We start from the raw sequence: 19,011 nt of genomic DNA, 5'->3' as shown, positions 1-19,011 counted from the left end.
CGGGACGGTGAGGTGCGGGCCTGGCGGACCACGGCGGGCGGGCGACGTGCGCGCCGGACCGCGCACGCGCCGTCGTCCCGGCGGGCGGAGCGGGGAGGCGGGCTGTAGGAACTGCGGGTGAGCACACTCTCCACACGCCCGGGCGGCCCCGGCCTGCAGCGCGCCATCAGCGGCAGGCTGCTCTACCTGTTCATCCTCGGCGACGTCCTGGGAGCCGGGATCTACGCCCTCGTGGGGGTGCTGGCGCAGCGGGTGGGTGGTGCCCTCTGGATGCCCCTGCTGGCCGCGCTGCTGCTCGCCCTGCTGACGGCCGCCTCCTACGCCGAGCTGGTCACCAAGTACCCGAAGGCCGGTGGTGCGGCGGTCTTCGCCCAGCGCGCCTACGGCCGTCCGCTCGTCTCCTTCCTCGTGGGTTTCTCCATGCTCGCGGCGGGCGTGACGAGCGTGGCGGGTCTGGCCCTGGCCTTCTCCGGCGGCTACCTCTCCGAGCTCGTCGACGTCCCGGTCCTGCCCGCCGCGCTCGTCTTCCTGGCCGCGGTGGCCGTGCTCAATGCCCGCGGCGTCAAGGAGTCGCTGCGCGCCAACGTCGTGATGACGGTGGTCGAGGTGAGCGGGCTCGTCCTCGTCGTGGTCCTGGCCGCGCTCGTCCTCGGGCGCGGTGACGGCGTGCCGGGCCGAGCGCTCCAGTTCGCCGGGGACAGCTCCCCGGCACTCGCCGTGCTAGGTGCCGCCGTCCTCGCCTACTACTCCTTCGTCGGGTTCGAGACGTCGGCGAACATGGCGGAGGAGGCGATCGACCCCAGCCGCACCTACCCGCGCGCCCTGTTCGCGGGGCTCCTCACCGCGGGTGTGGTCTACGTGGCGGTGGGCCTGGCGGTGTCCACGGCCGTGGCGCCGGAGCGCATCGCGGGTTCCGACGGCCCGCTGCTGGAGGTCGTCGCCGTGGCGGACGTCGGGATCCCCGGGTGGCTGTTCGCGGTCGTCGCGCTGGTGGCGGTGGCCAACGGGGCGCTGCTCACCTCCCTGATGTGCAGCCGCCTGACGTACGGCATGGCCACGGAGGGCCTGCTGCCCGCGGCGCTGGCGACGGTGCTCCCGCGCCGGCGCACGCCGTGGGTGGCGATCGTGGTGACCACCCTCGTCTCCATGGCCCTCGTGCTCAGCGGTGACCTCGACACCCTGGCCGCCACGGTCGTGCTCCTGCTGCTGTTCGTCTTCATCAGCACCAACGTCGCCGTCCTGGTGCTGCGGCGCGACCACGTGGAGCACCGGCACTTCCGGGCACCGACCGCGCTGCCCGTGCTGGGGGTGCTGTCCTGCGTGGTGCTGCTGACGCAGCAGGAGGCGGGCGTGTGGGCACGGGGCGGTCTGCTGCTCCTGCTCGGGGTCGTGCTCCACGGGCTGTCGCACCTGGCCGCCCGCCGGGCGCGCCGCTGAGGACGTCCGGCGGACCCGCGCCCACCTCGAGGCCGCCCACGGACCGCCGGGCCGGCGCACGACGGGCCGGGCGGAGCGGGCGGCGAGCCGGGCCGCCGGCTCACGTCCGGGGCCGGTCCTCCCGCCCGGCGGCGGCCTCCTCGGCCGCGGCCTGCACGACCGGCAGCACGGCCTCGGCGATCAGGGCGTAACCCGCGCCGGAGGGGTGGAACCGGTCGGCGCTGAACAGGGCCGGGTCGGCGGCGAAGGCGGCGGTCACCGCGGGGCCGGGGTCGGCGGTGCGGGCGCCCTCCGCCGTCGCGGCGCGGGCCTGCGCCGTGCGCAGGACGGCGCTGGCCGCCTGCACGAGGCCGCGCAGGGCCGGTGGGACGTGGGCGACCACGCTGAGGTCGGGGGCGGGCACGACGACGACCCGGGCTCCGAGCTCCCGCAGGGCGCGCGCAGCCCGGCCCAGGGCGGCCGCCGCCTCGTCCGGCGGCACCAGGTGCCTGAGGTCGTTGCCGCCGATGACGACGAGGGCGACATCGGGCCGCCACGGGGCGGCGGTGGACACCTGGGCCGCCAGGGCCTCGCTGCGGGCGCCGGGGACGGCGAAGACCCGGGCCTCCGCGGGCAGTCCCGAGGCCGACAGGGCGGCGGCCAGCCGCGGCGCGAGCGTGTCGGCGGCGCGGGAGGCGCCGGTGCCGGCGGCGAGGGAGTCCCCGAGCAGGGCCAGGCGCAGTGCCACCTGCACCAGTCAACCCCGGGGGGGCGCCGCCCGCCCACCCGGGGCGCGGGACGGGAGCAGGACGGGAGCGGGACGGGACGGGGACGTCGCGCGGCGCAACGCCCGCGTGTCGCCCACGGAACGTCCCCGCCCCGGGGCCGGGTGCTCCCCGGGTTCGCACCTGAGCCACCGATGCGTCACCATGTTGAGCGGAACAAACTCAACTCTGGAGCGTTGTACCGGACAGCCGTCCACGTCACCGCCGCAGAAGGGAGAACCCGTGGACCTGAAGCTCACCACCCGCGCGCAGGAGGCCCTCTCCGACGCCGTGCACCGCGCCACCACCGCGGGTCACGCGCAGGTCGAGCCGCTGCACGTGCTCGCCGCGCTCCTGGAGCAGGCGGGCGGTGTCGCGGGCGTCCTGCTCGACAAGCTCGGCGCCGACCGCCGCGCCGTCCTCGACCGGGTCAAGGGCGCCCTGGCCTCGCTGCCCAGCGCGTCCGGCTCCGCCGTCGCCCAGCCGCAGCTCTCCCGTCCCGCCCTGCAGCTCATGCAGTCCGCCGGGGACGAGGCGCGCGCCCTCGACGACGCCTACGTCTCCACCGAGCACCTCCTCCTCGGCGCCGCCGCCGGGCAGTCGGCCGCCGGGGAGGCGCTGCGCTCCGCCGGCGCCACCCGCGACGCGCTCCTCGACGCCCTGCCGTCGGTGCGCGGCGGGCAGAAGGTCACCACGCCCGACCCCGAGGGCACCTACCAGTCCCTGGAGAAGTACGGCGTCGACCTCACCGCCCAGGCGCGCGAGGGCCGGCTCGACCCGGTCATCGGCCGCGACTCCGAGATCCGCCGCGTCGTCCAGGTCCTGTCCCGGCGCACCAAGAACAACCCGGTCCTCATCGGTGAGCCGGGTGTCGGCAAGACCGCCGTCGTGGAGGGCCTCGCGCAGCGCATCGTCGCCGGCGACGTGCCGGAGTCGCTGCGGGACAAGCGGCTGATCTCCCTCGACCTGTCCGCCATGGTCGCCGGGGCGAAGTACCGCGGGGAGTTCGAGGAGCGCCTGAAGGCCGTGCTGGCGGAGATCCAGCGCAGCGAGGGCCAGATCGTCACCTTCATCGACGAGCTGCACACCGTCGTCGGCGCCGGTGCCGCCGAGGGCTCCATGGACGCGGGCAACATGCTCAAGCCCATGCTCGCCCGCGGCCAGCTCCGCCTGGTGGGCGCCACCACCCTGGACGAGTACCGCGAGCGCATCGAGAAGGACCCCGCCCTGGAGCGCCGCTTCCAGCAGGTCTACGTGGGCGAGCCGAGCGTGACCGACACCATCGCCATCCTGCGCGGGCTGCGGGAGCGCTACGAGGCGCACCACAAGGTCGCCATCGCCGACTCCGCCCTCGTCGCCGCCGCGGCGCTGTCCGACCGCTACATCAGCGGCCGCCAGCTCCCGGACAAGGCCATCGACCTCGTCGACGAGGCCGCGTCCCGGCTGCGCATGGAGATCGACTCCTCGCCCGTCGAGATCGACGAGCTGCGCCGCGCCGTGGACCGGATGCTCATGGAGGAGCTGGCCCTGGCCAAGGAGGCGGACGACGCCTCCCGCGACCGGCTGGAGACGCTGCGCGCCGCCCTGGCCGACAAGCAGGAGCAGCTCGCCGCCCTCACCGCCCGCTGGGAGGAGGAGAAGGCCGGGCTCAACCGCGTCGGCGAGCTGAAGCAGCAGATCGACGAGCTGCGCTCGCAGGCCGAGCGGCTCCAGCGCGAGGGCGACCTCGGCCGCGCCAGCGAGATCCTCTACGGGCGCATCCCCGGCCTGGAGCGCGACCTCGCCCAGGCCCAGGCCGCCGAGTCGGCCGGGACGCACAAGCCGATGGTCGCCGACGAGGTCGGCCCCGACGACATCGCCGAGGTCATCTCCGGCTGGACCGGCATCCCCGCCGGCCGGCTGCTGGAGGGGGAGACGGAGAAGCTCCTGCGCATGGAGGAGGTCCTCGGCTCCCGGCTCGTCGGGCAGCACCGCGCCGTCGGCGCCGTCTCCGACGCGGTGCGCCGCTCGCGCGCGGGCGTCAACGACCCGGACCGGCCCACCGGCTCGTTCCTGTTCCTCGGCCCCACCGGCGTCGGCAAGACGGAGCTGGCGAAGTCCCTGGCGGACTTCCTCTTCGACGACGAGCGCGCCATGGTCCGCATCGACATGAGCGAGTACTCCGAGAAGCACGCCGTCGCCCGTCTCGTCGGTGCACCTCCCGGCTACGTCGGCTACGAGGAGGGCGGCCAGCTCACCGAGGCCGTGCGGCGCAGGCCGTACTCCGTGGTGCTGCTGGACGAGGTGGAGAAGGCCCACCCCGAGGTGTTCGACGTCCTCCTGCAGGTCCTCGACGACGGCCGGCTCACCGACGGGCAGGGCCGCACCGTGGACTTCCGCAACGCGATCCTCGTGCTGACCTCGAACCTCGGCTCGCAGTTCCTCGTGGAGCCCGGGCTGTCGCAGGAGGCCAAGCACGAGGCCGTGATGGCGGCGGTGCGGGCGTCGTTCAAGCCGGAGTTCCTCAACCGGCTCGACGACGTGGTCGTCTTCGACCCGCTGTCCACGCAGGACCTGTCGTACATCGTGGAGCTGCAGGTGCAGCGTCTCGCGAGGCGGCTGTCCGACCGGCGCCTGACGCTGCGGGTCACGGACGCGGCGAAGGACTGGCTGGCCCTCACCGGGTACGACCCCGCGTACGGCGCCCGGCCGCTGCGCCGCCTCGTGCAGCGCGAGATCGGCGACCGCCTCGCCCGCTCGATCCTGTCCGGCGAGGTCCGCGACGGCGACACCGTCGAGGTGGACGTCCAGCCCGGCGCGTTCGGCATCGAGCTCTCGAAGGAGGGGGACGCGCCCTCGCGGGAGGCCGCCGGCGCCAGCCTGGGCCTGGTGGTCCGCCGCGCGGAGCAGCCGGTCGGCGCCTGACGGGCGGCTCTCGACGGTCGCCGTCCGACGGCGCTGAACGCGGAACGGCCCCGGTCCTGGTGGACCGGGGCCGTCCGTCGTGCGGGGGTGCGGGGCCTCGCGGCCGTGCGGGGCGTCAGAGGGTGCGGGCCCGGGGGTCCCAGTCCTCCGGCAGCGCCGGCGGCACCTCGACGGTGCTGGTCACCTCGACGGGAGCGCGGTTCTCCGAGGACTCGATCGCCGACTGCATGACGTCCAGGACGTGGAACGCCAGCTGCGCCGAGGCCCGCTCCGGCACGCCCGCGCGGATCGCCCGCGCCAGCTCCAGCACGCCCGTGCCGCGGGTCGTCGTCGAGCCCTTCGCGGGGAACGTCACGACCTCGTCGTCGCCCCGGTGCACGAGGACGTCGCCCTCGAAGGTGTTCGGGTCCGGCACGACGAGGGTGCCCTCCACGCCGGCCACCTCGAACTGCGTGCGGTTGACCTTGGAGTCGAAGCTGTACACGCTCTGCGCGCTCTGCCCCGACTCGAACTCGAGGAGGACGCCGACGTGCGTGGGCACCGTCACGTCGAACTCCTGGCCCGCCAGGGGACCGGAGCCGATCGTGCGGGTCGGCTTCGCCTTCGACGCCAGCGCCGTGACCCGCTGGACCGGCCCGAAGAGCTGCACCAGGGCGGTGATGTAGTACGGGCCGATGTCGAACAGCGGCCCGGCGCCCTCCTGGAAGAGGAACGCGGGGTTCGGGTGCCAGGACTCCGGGCCGGGGCTCTGCAGCAGGGTCAGCGCGGTCATGGGCGTGCCGACCTCACCGGCCTCCAGCAGGCGGCGTGCGGTCTGGATGCCCGCGCCGAGGAACGTGTCCGGCGCCGCGGCCGCCCGCAGGCCCGCCGCCTCCGCCGCCTCCAGCAGCTCCCGGCCGCTGTCGCGGTCCAGGGCGATGGGCTTCTCGCTCCACACGTGCCTGCCGGTGGCGAGGACCTGCCGGGCGACCTCGACGTGCACCTTCGGGATCGTCAGGTTGACGACGATCTCGATGGCGTCGTCGGCGAGGAGCTCCGCCACCGTGCCGGAGCCGGGCACGCCGAACTTCTCCGCCTGCGCCCTCGCCCGCTCGGTGTCCAGGTCCGCGACGAAGCGCACGTCGAGGTCCGGGAAGGAGGTGAGGTTCTCCAGGTACTGGTTGCTGATGACGCCGGCGCCGATGACGCCCACGCCGACGGGACCCGTGCGGGGAGTGCTCATGCCAGCCCCTCCGCGGTCAGCCAGGCGAAGCTGTCGGCGACGGCCTGGAACCGGTCGTCGCGGGAGTCGTCGAGCTCCACGACGCGCAGCGCGTGCGGGGCGGCCTCGACGATCCGGTGCACCGGCAGGGAGCCGCGGCCGACGGCCACCTGGTCCTTGGTGTCCTTCGTGGCGGGCCCGTCCTTGACGTGCAGGGCGACGACGCGCTCGCCGAGGCGCTGCAGCAGGGCGACGGGGTCCTGCCCGCCGACGGCCACCCAGTAGGTGTCGACCTCCAGGGCGACGGCGTCGTCGAGGTGCGCGGCGAGGACCTCGAAGGCGGTGGTGCCGTCGAGGACGCTCTCCAGCTCGTGGGCGTGGTTGTGGTAGCCGACCCGCACGCCGTGGCGCTCGGCGATGCGTGCCGCGGCGTTGAGCTGCGCGGCGACCTCCTGCACGTCGGCCACCGAGGTCCAGCGCTCGGCGGGGACGTGCGGGTCGATCACGGTGCGCACGCCGAGGCGGGCGGCGGTGGCGAAGACCGCGTCGAGCTCGTCGTCGGACCTGCCCACGAAGAGCTCGTGGGTGGTGGGGGCCGACAGGCCGGTCTCGCGCAGGGCCGGCGCGAGGGCGTCGGCGTGCGCGGTGAGGCCGAACGGCTCGACCTGGGTGAACCCGATGTCCGCCAGGCGCCGCAGCGTCCCGGGCAGGTCCTCGGTGAGTGCTTCTCGGACGGTGTAGAGCTGTACGGACAGCTTGGTTCCGGTCACGCTTCTCCCTGGAACGGTGGGTTGTCGCTCGGTACGGCCCTGTGCCGAGGGGTCAACGCCGGCCGGGTCAGGAGCGGAAGGGTCACGCTAGCGCGCGGGTGAGAGCGATCTCGCCGGGGCCAAGCGTACAACTTAACCGTTTAAGCCGGGAACCGTGCCGCATCCGGCGCGGGGCGTGCGCGGGAGGTCAGTGCGGGACGCGCTGCCCGGGCACCGAGCGCAGGTCCACCGGCAGGCCGCCCACCGCGCGCGAGCGCGAGCGCCGCCACGCCCCCAGCAGCGACTCCACCGCCTCCGGGTCGCCCGCGCAGCCGAAGATCCCGCGCCCGAACACCCGTGCCGCCGTGCCGATCTCCCCGTGCCAGGCGAACGCCTCCCCGAGGAACAGGTGCACCTCCGCGTTGCCCACGTGGTCGGCCGCGACCCGCTCCGCCAGCTCCCACGCCTCCGCGGCACGCCCGCACGCCAGCAGCGCGGAGACCACGTAGCAGCGGGTGTCCGGCGGCACGTCGTCGCCCATCGACACGGCCCGCTCCGCCAGCCGCAGCGCACCCTCCGCGTCGCCCGCGTACACGCGGTGCTCGCTCGCGGCCACCAGCAGGCGGGCCGTCGAGACCGAGTCGTCGGGCTGGGGGGTGCACGCCCAGGCCTCGAAGAGGTCCGCGAGGGCCTGCTGCGCGCGGGAGTCGAGGGAAGCAGCCACCTCGGCGTCCTCGACGTCACTGCTGGTCACGGGTTGGCGCACGTGAGCGACAGTAGTGAGCGGCCGCTCCGGAGTCGCGCTCCGCTACCCGTTCGGCGCAGTCACGTGCGCGGGGCTCCACCAGGTGCCGGAACGGGCGCTCCGGAGGGTGCCGGAACGGGTGCTCCAGCGGGTGCCGGGCGCCCCGCGGCAGGCCCGGCCGGGTGCTCAGGCGGACAGCTCCACCACGACCGGGGCGTGGTCCGAGGCGCCCTTGCCCTTGCGCTCCTCCCGGTCGATCCGGGCCCCGCTCACCCGGGCCGCCAGCGCCGGCGAGCCCAGGACGAAGTCGATGCGCATGCCCTGGCGCTTCGGGAAGCGCAGCTGCTGGTAGTCCCAGTACGTGTAGACGCCCGGCCCGGGTGTGTGCGGGCGCACCACGTCGCGGAAGCCCGTCTCCTCCAGGGCCCGGAACGCCGCCCGCTCCGGCTCCGAGACGTGCGTGGCGCCCTCGAAGACCGCCACGTCCCACACGTCCTCGTCCAGCGGGGCGATGTTGAAGTCCCCGCACAGCGCCACCTGCGCCGCCGCGTCCTGCGCCAGCCACCGCTCCCCGCCGGCGCGCAGCGACTCCAGCCACGCCAGCTTGTACGGGTAGTGCGGGTCGTCCAGGCCGCGGCCGTTGGGGACGTACAGGCTCCACACCCGCACCCCGCCGCACAGGGCGCCGACGGCCCGGGCCTCCACCACCGGCGGGTCCCCGAACGGCGGGCAGTCCTCGGCGAACGTCCGCTGCACGTCCTCCAGGCCCACCCGCGACAGCAGCGCCACGCCGTTCCACTGCGACAGGCCGTGGTGGGCGACCTCGTAGCCCAGGTCCTCGAACACCTGCGCCGGGAACTGCGCGTCCTTGCACTTGGTCTCCTGCAGGGCCACGACGTCCACGTCGCTGCGCTCCACCCAGGCGGCGATGCGGTCGACGCGGGCGCGGGCGGAGTTGACGTTCCAGGTGGCCAGGCGCACGGCGGTGAGGCTACCCGCGTGCTGCGACAGCGCCTCCCGGAGCGCCCGCGCCGCTCCCGCCCTGCTCCGGGTCCGGGCGCGTGGACGGTCGCCCCCCTCCCGCCCTTCTCCGGGTCCGGGCGACGAGCAACCGGTTTCTTGGCGCCGAGACCCGGAGAAGGGCGGGGGTGCGANGGCAGGGTGGGCGGGCGCGACGGCGGCCGTCGGGCGCGCTCAGGCCGTCCAGGTCGCCGGCCGCCGCCGCCCGGCCCCGTGCCGCGTCCCCGAGCGCAGCTCCTCCACCCAGCCGTGCAGCCGCCGCACGAGCGCCGGGTACTCCTCCTCCGCCGGCGTGCACGGCAGCCGCAGGAACCGGTCGTGCGTGCCGCCCAGCCCGAACCGCGGCCCCGGCGCCAGCCGCACCCCGTGCCGCGCCGCCAGCTCCGCCAGCGCCGTGCTCAGCGGCGCGCCCAGGTCCACCCACAGCACCAGGCCCCCCGCCGGCGGCGTCACCCGCCAGTCCGGGGCGTGCTCCGCCAGCGCCGCCAGCGCCGCCGCCCGCCGCCCGCGCAGCACCGCACGCCGCTGCGCCACCAGCTCGTCCGCGCGCGCCAGCACCGCCACCGCCAGGAGCTGGTCCAGCACCGGGGAGGCCAGGTCCTGGCCGCCGCGCACCGTGGCCAGCCGCCGCACCACGTCCTCCGGTGCCCGCACCCAGCCCGCCCGCAGCCCCGCCCACACCGACTTGCTCAGCGAGCCCACGGTCAGCACCCGGCCCGGCGCCGCGAGGGCGGCCAGCGGCGGCGGGGGGTCCCCGTCGAGCAGGTCCACGAACGTCTCGTCCGAGACCAGCGTCGTCCCTGGCAGCGCCGCCAGCAGCTCGCGCCGCTGCTCCACCGAGGCCACCAGCCCCGTCGGGTTCTGCGAGTCCGGGGTCACGTGCGCCAGCACCGGTGCTGGGCCGGGTGCCGGCAGCGACCACCCCTCCGCGCCCACGGGCAGCGCCACGGGACGCGCGGCCCGCGCCAGGGCCGCGTCCACCACCGACGGGTAGCTCGGCTGCTCCACCAGCACCCGCGCCCCCGGCCGCGCCAGCGCCCGCAGCACCAGGTCCCAGCCGTGCAGTGCGCCGGAGGTGACCAGCACCTGCTCCGGGCCCGTGGGCAGGCCCCGCGCGCTGAGCCGCGCGGCCACCGCCTCGCGCAGGTCGGGCAGGCCCATCGGGTGCAGCCCGTGCCCGGCCATGGCGGACGGCAGGGCGTCGGCCGCCTCGTGGGCCAGCTCGGCCAGCACCGAGGGCGCGGGCAGCGCGGCCACCGCCAGGTCCAGCACCGGCGCCCCGTCCGGCGCGGTGCCGCCCGGATCCGGCGCAGAGCCCGGCACCACCGGCCGCACCGCCCGCGAGTCCGGCAGCGCGAGCGTGCTGCCCGCTCCGCGCCGGCTGCGCACGAACCCCTGCTCGCGCAGCACGTCGTAGCCGGCGGTGACCGTGGTGCGGCTCGTGCCCAGGGCGGACGCCAGGTCGCGCTCGGAGGGCAGCCGGGCGCCGGAGGGGATGCGGCCGTCGAGCAGCAGCGCGCGCAGGCCCGCCGCCAGGCCCGCGTAGGCCGGGCCGCGCCGCAGCCAGGGGTGCAGCATCCGCGCGGCCTGTGCGGGGGCGAGGGTGTCCACGGTTCCTCCCGGAGCGTGCCGCCAGGCCAATCGGTGAGGATTGGCTCTGTCCTGACCAGGCCAATGCTGGCACGGTCGGAGCATGAACCGCGTCCTGCTGCCCCTGCCCGGCGACCGCCTGCCGCTGCGGACGGGCGTCCTGCTCGCCGGCCTGGTCCTCTTCGGGGCCAGCGACGCGATGCTCCTGCTCGCCGGCCTGGGGGCGCCGCCGTGGACCGTGCTGCACCAGGGCCTCAGCCGGAGCGTGGGGCTGCAGGTCGGCACCTGGGCGATCGTCGTCGGTGCCCTCGTGCTGCTGGCGTGGATCCCCATCCGCCAGCGGCCCGGCGTCGGGACGCTGGCCAACGTCGTCGTGGTGGGCCTCGCGATCAACGCCACCCTGGCCCTGGTGCCCGCCCCCGGCGGCACCGCCGGGCGCGGCGCGTTCCTCCTCGGCGGCATCCTGCTCAACGCCGTGGCCACCGGCGCCTACATCGGCGCCGGGCTCGGGCCCGGCCCGCGCGACGGGCTCTCCACCGGCATCGCCGCGCGCGGGCACTCCCTGCGCACCGTCCGCACCCTCGTGGAGGTCACCGTCCTCGCGCTGGGCTGGTTCCTCGGCGGCACGGTCGGCGCCGGCACGGTGCTCTTCGCCCTCGCGATGGGGCCGCTGACGCACCGCACGATCCCCGCCCTGCGCCTGGCGCCGCGGCCCCGCCCGGCCGGGCCCGAGCCGCTGGCGGCGTGACCGCCCGGCCGGCGCCGCCGTCCTGACCGCCCATCTCCGGGTCCGGGCGCGCGGACAGGTCGGATCCGCGCCCGGACCTGGAGATGGGCGGGGAGGAGGGTGCCCGGGAGCGCCCGGACCCGGAGATGGGCGGGGAGCGGGGGGCCCGGGAGCGCCCGGACCCGGAGATGGGCGGGGAGCGGGGTGCCCGGGAGCGCCCGGACCCGGAGATGGGCGGGGAGCGGGGGGCCCGGGAGCGCCCGGACCCGGAGATGGGCGGGGAGGAGGGGCGGGGCCCGCCGGGGGAGCGCCGCGGCGGTCCGGTGAGCGGGTGCCCGGCCGGCGCTCCCGCGGCAACTACGCTTCGGCACCGTGAGCGCCTCTCCCGCACAGCCCAGCGCCTCCCCCTCCACCACCGACGCCGGCACCGCGCGCGAGCGCCTCGCCGCCCTCGTCGCCGAGCGCGCCGTCGTGCGCGGCCGGGTCACCCTCGCCTCCGGCAAGGAGGCCGACCACTACGTCGACCTGCGCCGCACCAGCCTCGACGGCGAGGCCGCCCCCCTCGTCGGGCCGGTCATGCTCGACCTCGTCGCGGACTGGGAGTTCGACGCGGTCGGCGGGCTCACCCTGGGCGCCGACCCCGTCGCCCTGGCCATGCTGCACACCGCGAACGCCGCGGGCTGGGCCGCGGCGCACGGGGGGCGGCCCCTGGACGCCTTCGTGGTCCGCAAGGCCGAGAAGACCCACGGCCTGCAGCGGCGCATCGAGGGCCCGGACGTCGCCGGGCGCCGCGTGCTCGCCGTGGAGGACACCTCCACCACCGGCGGCTCCGTCCTCACCGCCGTGGAGGCGCTGCGGGAGGCGGGCGCGACCGTCGTCGGTGTCGCGGTGATCGTCGACCGGGACACCGGCGCGCGCGAGCGCGTGGAGGCCGCCGGGCTCGAGTACCGCGCCGCGTTCGGGCCGGCCGACATCGGGCTGGGGGCCTGAGACCGTGGACACCACCGGCACCGTCGTCCTGATCGTCGTCCTGCTCCTGCTGCTGCTCCTCCTCGCCTGGGGGCTGACCACCCGCTCCGCGCTGCAGCGGATGCGCGAGCTCGCCACCGGCGCCGCCGCGCAGGTCGAGCGGCAGCGCACCCGCCGCGACGAGCTGCAGGCCGCCACCGCCGCGGCCCCCGACGACACGGGGGCGCGCCGGGCGCTGGTGGACTCCCAGCGCCGCCTCGACGGGGACGTCGCCTTCCACGTCGCCGGGGTCCGCGCCTACAACGCCCGACTCGGCAAGGCGCCCGCCTCCCTGGTGGCCTCCGTCGCCGGGCTGCACCCGCTGCCCGAGCCGGACGTGGCCGCGCCCGCGGTCGTGGCACCCGCCGAGCCCCGTGCCGCCGAGCCGCGCGCCGCGGAGCAGCGTGCCGCCGAGCCGCAGGCCGGGGGTGCCACCCGTGCCGCCGAGCCCCGTGCCGCCGAGCCGCGCGCCGGGGGTGCCACCCGCGCCGACGCGCCGCGCGACTGAGAGCCCCTCAGCCCGTCGGGCCCGCGCCGTCCCCGGCGGCCGCACGGGCCCGGCGCGCGGCCCTGCGTGCGACGCCGCGCCGCACCAGGGCCGCCACCGGCCCGACGAGGGAGGCGAGGATCGCCACGGCGGCCACCACGTACGCCAGCGTCTTCAGCCACGGCACCGAGTGCGTGGCGTACCCCGTCAGCGTCAACCCCGTCGCCCACAGCAGCGCCCCCACCACGTTCGCGCTGAGGAAGCGCCCGTACGGCATGCGCGCCGTGCCCGCCACGATCGGCGTGAACGTGCGGATCCACGGGAAGAAGCGGCACGCCACGACGGCACCCCAGCCCCAGCGCTCGTAGAACGCCTCCGCCTTCGGCAGGTGCCGCGCCGCCCTGCCCGCGCGCCGCAGCAGCCAGGGCCTCCCCAGGCGCCGCCCGCTCCAGTAGCCCACCGCGTCGCCGAGCACCGCCGCCACCGTCACCCCGACCACCAGCACGGGCGCCGACAGCGGGCTGCCGTCCTCACCGGCCAGCAGCCCCGCCGTGAACAGCACCGTGTCCCCGGGCAGGAAGAAGCCCAGCAGGATGCCCGACTCGGCGAAGATGATCCCGAAGACCACCGCGTAGAACGCCAGCGCGCCCACCCCGGCGAGGTCCCCGGACAGCACGCCGGTCAGCCAGTCCGACACGGGCCGGGCCCCTCAGCCGTCCGCCGGTCGCCGCGCGCCCCGGCGCAGCGCGGGGGGCTCGTCCCGCAGCGCCTCCAGCTGCTCCCGCTGCGCCGCGTCCAGCCGGCGGGGCCGCGCCGCGGCGAAGTCGTAGGACACCAGCGCGGTGCTGGCCCGCAGGTACACCGGCCCGGTGCCCGGCTCGCGGACCTCGTAGCCCACCTCGAAGCTCGCGCCGCCGACCGCGTGCACCCACAGGTCCACCGCGACCGGCTCCGGGCGGTAGTCCAGGGTCGCGAGGTACTCCACCTCGTGCCGGGCCACCACCATGCCGGTGGCGAGCATGCCCTCACCGCCGGAGCCCAGCGGCTGGCTGAACACGCGCACGCGCGCCTCCTCCAGCACGCGCAGCAGCTCCACGTTGTTGACGTGCCGGTAGGCGTCCATGTCGCCCCAGCGCAGGTGGATGAGCAGACGCCGACGGGCCACGGCCCCATCCTGCCCGGTGGGGTCCGCGGCCCGTCGTGGTGGTCCCGCTCGTCAGGGGCGCGTGACGTCCTCGTGCTCGCCGGCCCTGCCGCCGCGCACCTCGTCGCGCACGTCCGGGACGACGTCCGCGACGACGTCCGCCACCGAGGTGTGCTGCGCGGTCCTGCCCGCGGCCCGGTTGCGCAGGTGGGCCTTGAGGACCTCGACCACGACGGGGAGGACGGAGACGGCCACGATGAGCAGCAGCCCCGCCTCGATGTTCTCCTTCACGAACGGGATCCCGCCGAGCAGGTAGCCCAGGATCGTCACACCCGTCGCCCACAGCACCGCGCCCACGGCGCTCCACACGAAGTACACCCGGCGCGGCATGCGCGCGGCGCCCGCGGTGACCGTGATGAAGGTGCGGACGATCGGCACGAAGCGGGCCAGCACGATCGCGCGGGCCCCGTACTTCTCGAAGAAGGCCGACGTCTTCTCCACGTGGTGCTTCTTGAAGAAGCGCGAGTTGGGCCGCTCGAACACCGCCGGCCCGGCCCGGTGACCGATCTCGTAGCCGACGACGTTGCCGAGGAACGCCGACAGGGTCAGCACCACGCACGCCACCCACAGGGGCAGGGTGATGTACCCGCTCTCGATGAACATGCCCACCGTGAACAGCAGCGAGTCACCGGGCAGGAAGAAGCCGATGAGCAGGCCGCACTCGGCGAAGACGATGAGGACGGCGGCCCAGAAGGCGTGGTCACCGAACTGCCGCAGCAGCGAGTCCGGGTTCAGCGCGTCGGGCAGGAGCGCCGGCATCGCGGCCGGTGCGGCGGCGACCACGGAGGACGCCAGGTCGGCGACGGGCAGGCCGGAGAGGAGGGGCACCCACCCAGGGTAAGCGGCGCGCCCGACAGGTCCTGTGCGGTTCGTGCGGAGATCCCCGGAACGGCGGAGGGCGCGGCGGCGACGCCCCGGGCTCCGGGCGGGGCGCCCGCCTCAGCCCGACGGGTCCCGCGGCAGCGCCGCCAGGTCCAGCACGAACGCCGCCGCGGAGCCGTCCGGCGCCACCAGCCGCGGCGCCCGGCCCGTCCCCGACGTGCGCCGCAGCACCTCCAGCAGGGCCCGCACCCCCGCGCTCGCCAGGTGCGTCACCCCGCCCAGGTCCACCACCGCCTCCGCCGCGCCGCCGCGCGCCACCCGCAGCACCTCCGCCTCCAGCAGGTCCGCGCCGCCGGCGTCGACCGCGCCCCGCACCCGCAGCACCGGCGGGGTCGCCGCCAGCAGTTCCAGCCGCAGGGCGTCCCCGGCCGGTTCCGCCCCGGGCCTGCCGCCGCGGCTGCCCGAGCCCACCGGCCTGCGCACCGTGCGCCGGAACGACACGCACGTGCCGGCACCGGCCCGCTCCAGCACCAGACCGGAGCCCACCGCCGAGATCATGCTGAGCCCGCGGCCGGAGTCGCCCGGCACCGCCCCCGGCGGCGCCCACGTCCCGTCGTCCTCCACCCGCACCGCCGCCGTGCCGTCCGGGCACAGCTCCAGCGTGGCCCGCACCCTCCCCGCCGGGCTCCCGCGGTAGGCGTGGGCCACCGAGTTCGCCAGCGCCTCGCTCACCCCCAGCTCCAGCGCCAGGACGTCCTCCTCCACCACGCCCAGCCCCGCCAGCCACCCCCGCACCCGTCGGCGCGCCACGGACAGCGACTCCGCGAGCGCGGGCAGGTCCAGGCGCAGCGGGGCCACCGGGTCGCGCAGCTGCGCGGCCAGGACCGTCACGTCGTCGTCGCCGCCGCGGCGCCCCAGCAGCTCCACCGAGTGCGCGCACACCCGCGCCGCCGACGGCGGGGTCCCCCGGGGCAGGGCGCGGTCGGCGGTGGCGTCCGCGGCGACCCGCGCGAGCGCCGCCAGGCCCTCCTCGTACGGGCGCCCGGGCCGCTCCACCAGGCCGTCGCTGAACAGCACGAGGACCTCCCCGGTGCGCAGCCGCGCCGTCCCCGTGCCACCCGCCACGCCCGAGCCGAGCGGGCCGCCCCCGGTCGCCGCGAGGTGGCGGCTGCCGTCGGGGCCGGTCACCAGCGGCGGCGGGTGCCCGCGCGTGCTGTACTCCACGTCGCCCGTCGGCGGGTCCAGCACCGCCACGCACACGGTGGTGCCGACCGCCCCGGGGATCCGTCCTGCCGCCGCCTCCAGGTCGGCCAGGGCCTGCCCGAGACCCGCGCCGGCGTGCAGCCGTTCCGCGAGCACCGCGCGCAGCTGGCTCATGACGGCGGCCGCCGCCACCCCGCTGCCGACCACGTCGCCGACGACCAGCGCGAGCCCGCCGGAGCTCCGGACCAGGGCGTCGTACCAGTCGCCGCCGGCGGCGTGCTCGGCCGCCGCCACCCGGTAGTGCGCGGCGAGGTCCGCGCAGGGCAGCACCGGCAGCGAGCGCGGCAGCAGCGCCTCCTGCAGCTCCGCCACGACGTCCAGCGCCCGCCGGTACAGGCGCCCGGCCTCCGCCGCCGCGCCCAGCGCCCGCCGCCGCGCGGGGGCCTCGCCGGTCACGTCGTCCCCGTGCAGCACGACCCCCCGGGCGGCCCCCGAGGCGTCGTGCCAGCGGGTGAGGGTCCAGCCGGGGAACGGCTCCTCCGGCTCCCCGTCCCCGTCGACGTCGCCCTGCGGGCCCCAGGCGTCGGCGGAGGACGGGGAGCCGGTGCGGTAGACGTCGTCGAGCAGGCCGGACAGGTGCCGGCCGCGCAGCCCGGGCCAGACCTCCTCCGCGGTGCGGCCGAGGACGCCGGGGCGGGAGGACAGGGCCCGGGCGGCGGCGTTCACCGCGACGACGCGGTGCTCCGGTCCCTCGAACACCCACCACGGCCCGGGGGCCTCCTCGAAGGCGCGCGCGACGGCCCCGGGGTCGTCGCCGCCGCTCCCGCCGTCGGGCACGTGCCACCTCCGCTGGTCGCCCGGCACGGCGGCCGCCGCACCGGCAGTGACCGGGCCGTCAGCCGCTGAGGGCGCGGGGCAGGCTCGGGAAGAGCGTCAGGCCGTGTGCGGTGGTCAGGCCGGGTCCCGGGGCGCTCGGCGCGACGATGCGCAGCGGGGTGGCCGCCGCCTCGCACCGCCGGTTGGCGACCGCGAGCATGGCGATCCCCACCGACCCTAGGTGGGTGGCCTCCCGCAGGTCCACCACCACCGGCGCCGGGGCGCGGCCGGCGGCGACGAGGTGGTTCAGGGCGGCGGAGAACTCCGGGGCCGTCGACAGGTCGACCTCCCCGGAGACGCGCAGCACGGGGATGCGGCCCTCCGTGGACAGCAGCGTGCGGAGCCTCTCGCGCCGGTCCTGCGGGCTGCCGTCCCCGTCGGTGTCCGCCCGGCTCCCGTTCCGGCCGCCGTTCTGGTCCTGGTCCTGCCGGCCCGTGAGCATCCCGGAGATGACGTCGTCGACGCGGGCGCGGGCGGTGGGACCGAGGTCGAGGCCGTCCCGGACGGCGTCGAGGAGCTGCTCGGCGAGGGTCGTGAGCTTGACGTTGCCGCGCTGGGAGGCCCACCGCAGGAGGCTGAAGGCGTCGTCGCCGCTGGTGCGGTAGACGACCATGAGCACACCCTTGGCCTGGTCGATGATCTCGCGGGAGGCCAGTGCGCGGGTGACGTGCCAGTTGGCCTGGTCGGCCACGGCGCGCTGCTGCTGGCTCGTCACGTCGACCACCCAGCCGCGCACCACGTCGCCGGCCCCGTCGCGCTCGCCGTCGGGCTGGTCGCGCTCGCCGTCGAGCTGGTCGGGGTCCTCGCCGAGCCAGGTCACCCAGCGCTCCTGCCCGCCCGCGTCGACGAGGCGGTTCAGGCACGCGAAGGGCCGGCCGTCGCGCAGGTGCCCGTCGAACAGCGACTGGAAGCGCGTGCGGTCCTCGGGGTGCTGGTGGTGGGTCACGAGGGCCGCCGTCGGCACCACCTCGCCGGGCGCGAAACCGAACAGCTCGTACATGCCCTCGGACCACCACCACTGCCCCGCCGAGCGGTCGTAGCGGTACCGCCCGATCGGCACGGACACCTCGGCCCCCACCTGTGCCTCCCCTCGAACCCCCCGGTCCAGGGAGGCGACCCCTCCCGCGGCGGGCCGACGGAACGGCTCGGAGGTGGAGGGGGTGGGGGCTGGCTGCTCAACGCCCGGCGCTGCCGCCTGGCTGACCCGTGTCCACCTCGGGGCGTCCATCGGGTGGGTCAGGCGCCAGACGACTCTAGACCATGGTGCCGACGCGCCGCCCCGGGGTGGAAGCGCGTTCCGCCGGCACGCCGGACCGAGGGGCAACGTCCATGGATCGCCCCGCGACCGGGTCGGCACAGGCCGTCCGGAGCCCGCCCCCGGACCGCGTCCGGCCGCCTCCCGGCCACCGCCACGTCACCGCGGTACCCCGGCGTGCGGGCGGCCGCCCGCCGCGGCATGGTCGCCCCCGTGCCCGGAGCGCCCGGGCCGCGGCCGCGTTGCGCGGCACGGGGAGGAGGCGGACGTGCCCGGGTGGATCGAGGCCGCCGGCTGGGGCCTGCTGGGCGGCTCCGCGCTGCTCGTCGGTGCCGCCCTCGCGTGGGCGGTGACCGTCCCGCCCCGCGTCGTCGCGGGGATCATGGCCTTCGGCGCGGGCGTGCTCGTCTCCGCGCTGGCCTTCGACCTGACCGCCGAGGCCGCGGAGAGCGGCGGCCTCGGCGCCACCGTCGCCGGGTTCCTCGGCGGCGCCGTCGCCTACGTCCTCGCCAACGTCGCCCTCGCCCGGTCCGGGGCGCGGCACCGCAAGCGCTCCGGCGGGCAGCAGCCGTCGGAGGAGGAGGCGTCCGGCAGCGGCGCCGCGATCGCGGTGGGGGCCCTGCTCGACGGCGTGCCCGAGTCCGTGGTGCTCGGCGCCAGCCTGCTGGGCGGGGGCGGGGTGAGCACGGCGGTCGTCGCGGCGGTGTTCATCTCCAACGTGCCGGAGGGGCTCTCCAGCGCCGCGGGCATGAAGCGGGCGGGCCGCGGCGCCGGGTACGTGTTCGGGGTCTGGGGAGGCATCACGCTGGCCAGCGCCGTCGCGGCGGGCGTCGGGTACCTCGCCCTGGGCGGCGCTTCGCCCCGCACGGTCGCGGTCATCACCGCCGTCGCGGCCGGCGCCATCCTCACCATGATCGCGGACACGATGATCCCCGAGGCGTTCGAGCGCACCCACCTGGCGACCGGGCTGATCACCGCGCTGGGTTTCCTCACCGCCTTCGCCCTCGGTCACGCCGGGGGCTGAGCGGCCCGCGGGAGCA

17 protein-coding genes are annotated in these 19,011 nt (G+C 76.7%); 6 read left to right on the top strand and 11 right to left on the bottom strand.

The genetic code is table 11. The annotated features are described in order from the left end of the window. The first annotated feature begins 117 nt into the window (after positions 1-117). Positions 118-1,437: an APC family permease gene (locus ACYQBY_RS19150; RefSeq protein ID WP_459645484.1), complete on the top strand. Its 1,320-nt coding sequence runs from the start codon at positions 118-120 to the stop codon at positions 1,435-1,437. A 100-nt stretch (positions 1,438-1,537) separates the two neighbouring features. Here the strand turns inward: ACYQBY_RS19150 and ACYQBY_RS19145 are convergent, their stop codons facing one another. Next, a complete protein-coding gene (locus ACYQBY_RS19145) occupies positions 1,538-2,164 on the bottom strand; it encodes an SGNH/GDSL hydrolase family protein (protein ID WP_459645483.1) in 627 nt (208 codons plus the stop codon). Between the two features lie 259 nt (positions 2,165-2,423). Between ACYQBY_RS19145 and clpB the strand changes: the two genes are divergently transcribed. Continuing rightward, the gene (gene clpB, locus ACYQBY_RS19140) at positions 2,424-5,084 is read left to right on the top strand and encodes an ATP-dependent chaperone ClpB (RefSeq protein WP_459645482.1); all 2,661 of its coding nucleotides are present in this window, start codon (positions 2,424-2,426) and stop codon (positions 5,082-5,084) included. 115 nt (positions 5,085-5,199) lie between these two features. Here clpB and ACYQBY_RS19135 read toward each other — a convergent pair whose 3' ends face one another. The 5 genes from ACYQBY_RS19135 to yczR all read right to left on the bottom strand — a co-directional run bounded on the left by ACYQBY_RS19135 (position 5,200) and on the right by yczR (position 10,410). Next, positions 5,200-6,306, bottom strand: a complete 1,107-nt coding sequence (locus tag ACYQBY_RS19135; protein WP_459645481.1) for a Gfo/Idh/MocA family protein — start codon at positions 6,304-6,306, stop codon at positions 5,200-5,202. After that, positions 6,303-7,055, bottom strand: coding sequence for a sugar phosphate isomerase/epimerase family protein (locus ACYQBY_RS19130; RefSeq protein ID WP_459645480.1), 753 nt, complete (start codon positions 7,053-7,055; stop codon positions 6,303-6,305). The genes ACYQBY_RS19135 and ACYQBY_RS19130 overlap by 4 nt, the downstream gene beginning before the upstream one ends. Before the next feature lie 187 nt (positions 7,056-7,242). Beyond that, positions 7,243-7,800, bottom strand: coding sequence for a tetratricopeptide repeat protein (locus ACYQBY_RS19125; RefSeq protein WP_459645479.1), 558 nt, complete (start codon positions 7,798-7,800; stop codon positions 7,243-7,245). Between the two features lie 165 nt (positions 7,801-7,965). Further along, the gene (locus ACYQBY_RS19120) at positions 7,966-8,760 is read right to left on the bottom strand and encodes an exodeoxyribonuclease III (RefSeq protein ID WP_459645478.1); all 795 of its coding nucleotides are present in this window, start codon (positions 8,758-8,760) and stop codon (positions 7,966-7,968) included. Positions 8,761-8,973: 213 nt separating this feature from the next. Then, positions 8,974-10,410, bottom strand: coding sequence for a MocR-like transcription factor YczR (yczR, locus tag ACYQBY_RS19115; protein ID WP_459645477.1), 1,437 nt, complete (start codon positions 10,408-10,410; stop codon positions 8,974-8,976). An 82-nt stretch (positions 10,411-10,492) separates the two neighbouring features. Here yczR and yczE point away from each other — a divergent pair, with 82 nt between their 5' ends. From yczE to ACYQBY_RS19100, 3 genes are all read left to right on the top strand, one after another. After that, positions 10,493-11,137 (top strand): membrane protein YczE, encoded by a 645-nt coding sequence (gene yczE, locus ACYQBY_RS19110; RefSeq protein WP_459645476.1) that lies wholly within the window; start codon positions 10,493-10,495, stop codon positions 11,135-11,137. 351 nt (positions 11,138-11,488) lie between these two features. After that, positions 11,489-12,106 (top strand): orotate phosphoribosyltransferase, encoded by a 618-nt coding sequence (gene pyrE, locus ACYQBY_RS19105; RefSeq protein WP_459645475.1) that lies wholly within the window; start codon positions 11,489-11,491, stop codon positions 12,104-12,106. A gap of 4 nt (positions 12,107-12,110) precedes the next feature. Beyond that, on the top strand, positions 12,111-12,632 hold the full coding sequence (locus ACYQBY_RS19100) for a hypothetical protein (protein ID WP_459645474.1): 522 nt from the start codon (positions 12,111-12,113) through the stop codon (positions 12,630-12,632). Positions 12,633-12,639: 7 nt separating this feature from the next. Here ACYQBY_RS19100 and ACYQBY_RS19095 read toward each other — a convergent pair whose 3' ends face one another. From ACYQBY_RS19095 to ACYQBY_RS19075, 5 genes are all read right to left on the bottom strand, one after another. Next, complete coding sequence (locus ACYQBY_RS19095) at positions 12,640-13,308, bottom strand: DedA family protein (RefSeq protein WP_459645473.1); 669 nt, start codon at positions 13,306-13,308, stop codon at positions 12,640-12,642. Between the two features lie 12 nt (positions 13,309-13,320). Further along, entirely contained in the window at positions 13,321-13,776 is a 456-nt protein-coding gene (locus ACYQBY_RS19090; protein WP_459645472.1) for an acyl-CoA thioesterase, read from the bottom strand. Between the two features lie 51 nt (positions 13,777-13,827). After that, positions 13,828-14,574, bottom strand: a complete 747-nt coding sequence (locus ACYQBY_RS19085) for a DedA family protein (RefSeq protein ID WP_459645620.1) — start codon at positions 14,572-14,574, stop codon at positions 13,828-13,830. A gap of 180 nt (positions 14,575-14,754) precedes the next feature. After that, positions 14,755-16,677 carry a SpoIIE family protein phosphatase gene (locus tag ACYQBY_RS19080; RefSeq protein ID WP_459645471.1) on the bottom strand — a complete coding sequence of 641 codons (1,923 nt, stop codon included), beginning with the start codon at positions 16,675-16,677 and terminating at the stop codon, positions 14,755-14,757. A 58-nt stretch (positions 16,678-16,735) separates the two neighbouring features. Then, on the bottom strand, positions 16,736-17,794 hold the full coding sequence (locus tag ACYQBY_RS19075; protein WP_459645470.1) for an ANTAR domain-containing protein: 1,059 nt from the start codon (positions 17,792-17,794) through the stop codon (positions 16,736-16,738). A 445-nt stretch (positions 17,795-18,239) separates the two neighbouring features. Between ACYQBY_RS19075 and ACYQBY_RS19070 the strand changes: the two genes are divergently transcribed. Continuing rightward, positions 18,240-18,995 carry a ZIP family metal transporter gene (locus ACYQBY_RS19070; protein WP_459645469.1) on the top strand — a complete coding sequence of 252 codons (756 nt, stop codon included), beginning with the start codon at positions 18,240-18,242 and terminating at the stop codon, positions 18,993-18,995. The last annotated feature ends 16 nt before the right edge of the window (positions 18,996-19,011 follow it).

This window comes from Kineococcus anabasis (assembly GCF_054590795.1).
Note: the sequence above shows the minus strand (reverse complement) of the source record. Positions and strands in the feature narration are given on the sequence as shown.